Raw genomic sequence first — 2006 nt, 5'->3', positions numbered from 1 at the left:
CAGCGACCAACAGAAAGAGAGAACGATGGACGTCGTGAGGAAGGAGAAATGGCGTGGCCCGCGGGCCCTGTGCAGCCTGGGCGCAGCCGCCCTGCTGGCGGGCTGCTCGGTCATGCCCAGGCCGCTGACGCTGCAGGAGAACTCCACGCAGGCGCAGCAGGACCTGGCCGCGATCACCGCGCGGCTGGAACCCGTGAAGGGCCCGATGACGCTGCCCGACGCGACGGCGCGCGCCATCCGCAACAACCTCGAGCTGCGCGTGCGGCAGATGGAGCAGATGGTGCAGTCGGGCCAGCTGGACGTGTCGCGCTACGACATGCTCCCGCGCCTGGCGCTGTCGGCCGGCTACAGCTGGCGCAACAACGACGCTTTCGGCGTCGGCTACCAGCCGGACGGCACGATCTCCACCACGCCGTCGGCTGCGAGCGAGCGCATCCGCAGCACCGCGAACGCGGCGCTGTCGTGGAACGTGCTCGACTTCGGCCTGAGCTACTTCCGTGCGCGGCAGAACGCCGACAACGTGCTCATCGCCGAGGAGCGGCGCCGCCGCGCGCTGCAGAACCTCGTGCAGGATGTGCGCCTCGCGTGGTGGCGCGCCGAGGCCGCGCAGCGCCTGCTGCCGCAGATGGACAAGATGATCGAGCAGATCGACCAGGCGGCCGAGCGCTCGCGGCTGATCGAGTCGCGCCGGCTCATGTCGCCGCTGCAGATCATTGCCTACCGCCGCTCGCTGCTGGACCTGCAGCAGCAGCTGAGCCAGCGCCGGCAGGAGCTCGCGCAGTGGCGCAGCGAGTTCTCGGAGCTGGTGGGCATCGCGCCCGGCGAGCGTTACCGTATCGCGGGCCCCGCGAGCACGGCGGCCCTCGTGGCGCCCGAGCTCACGACGCGCGCCGAAGACCTTGCCGCGATGGCGCTGGAGCGCCGGCCCGAACTGGCCGAGGAGCGGCTGCGCGTGCGCATCACCGCCGACGAGGGCAAGCGGCAGCTGCTCTCGCTCATGCCCAACCTGAGCCTCGCGTTCGGCCCCAATTACGACAGCAACCGCTTCCTCGTGAACAACGAGTGGGTGGACGCCACCGGCGGCGTCGCGCTGAACCTGCTGAAGCTGCTGTCGCTGCCGGCGATGCAGCGCGCCCAGAAAGCCAACGTGGAGCTGGACCGCGCGAGGCGCGAAGCGCTCACCATGGCCGTGATGGCGCAGACGCACGTGGCCGTGTCGCGCTACGAGCTGCTGCGGCACGAGATGGGCATCTGGAACCAGGCGCTGGCCGACGACCGCGCGCTGCTGCAAAGCATGCAGGCCGCGCAGCAGTCCGGCTTCGAGACCGAGCTGGAGCTGATGCGCGCCGCCGCCCGCGTGGCCATCACCGAGATCAACCGCGACATCATCCATGCCAATCTCGAGCATGCGATGGGCCGCGTGATGAACTCGGTCGGCTACGACATCGTCGACGCGCAGACCAACGTGGACGACGGCCCGACGCTCGCCAAGCAGCTCGATGGTGCGCTGGCGCAGTTCGGCCAGCAGCATTTCCGGCTGGTGGCGAACACGCCGGTCAGCCCGGTGGGCATCGGCGAGATCGTCGGCGTGCCGAACGAATCGCTTGCCGACTTCCGGCAGTCGATGGTGAACGTGATGAACGTGAGCCGCTTCACGCTCGACCAGCGTTCGCCCGCGGTGAAGGTCGACGTCGCCGTCAAGATGGCGCCGCAGCAGCCGTCCGGGCGGCCCGTCAACGTCAAGGTGACGCTCTCCGACGGCCCGAGCGGCAACCTGCTGCAGGTGGTGCAGATGAACTCGATGCTGGTGGAGCCCGTGACGCAGGACCAGTGGAAGGTGCTGGGCGAGGCGGCCGTCTTCAAGGTGGCCGACGTGCTGCGCCGGCTGGTGGGCGGCACGCCGCGTGCGCGCGACACGCTCAGCCTCACCGAGGGCGGCGCCTTGCGCCTCGATCGCACGTGGTCGGGCCCCGCGCCCGCGCCGGCTACACCCTGATGCTTCTGGA

1 protein-coding gene is annotated in these 2006 nt (G+C 70.0%); it reads left to right on the top strand.

Annotated elements, in window-relative coordinates; genetic code table 11:
- Positions 1 to 25 precede the first annotated feature (25 nt).
- Positions 26 to 1996, top strand: coding sequence for a TolC family protein (locus H8R02_RS02425; RefSeq protein WP_187079746.1), 1971 nt, complete (start codon positions 26 to 28; stop codon positions 1994 to 1996).
- Positions 1997 to 2006 lie beyond the last annotated feature (10 nt).

It is taken from the genome of Ramlibacter albus, from assembly GCF_014297445.1.
GTDB lineage: Bacteria > Pseudomonadota > Gammaproteobacteria > Burkholderiales > Burkholderiaceae_C > Ramlibacter > Ramlibacter albus.
Note: the sequence above shows the minus strand (reverse complement) of the source record. Positions and strands in the feature narration are given on the sequence as shown.

What these genes read in the sequence shown, in the direction of transcription:
- H8R02_RS02425 (WP_187079746.1), top strand. Translation starts at nt 26, where the DNA reads ATGGACGTCGTGAGGAAGGAGAAATGGCGTGGCCCGCGGGCCCTGTGC.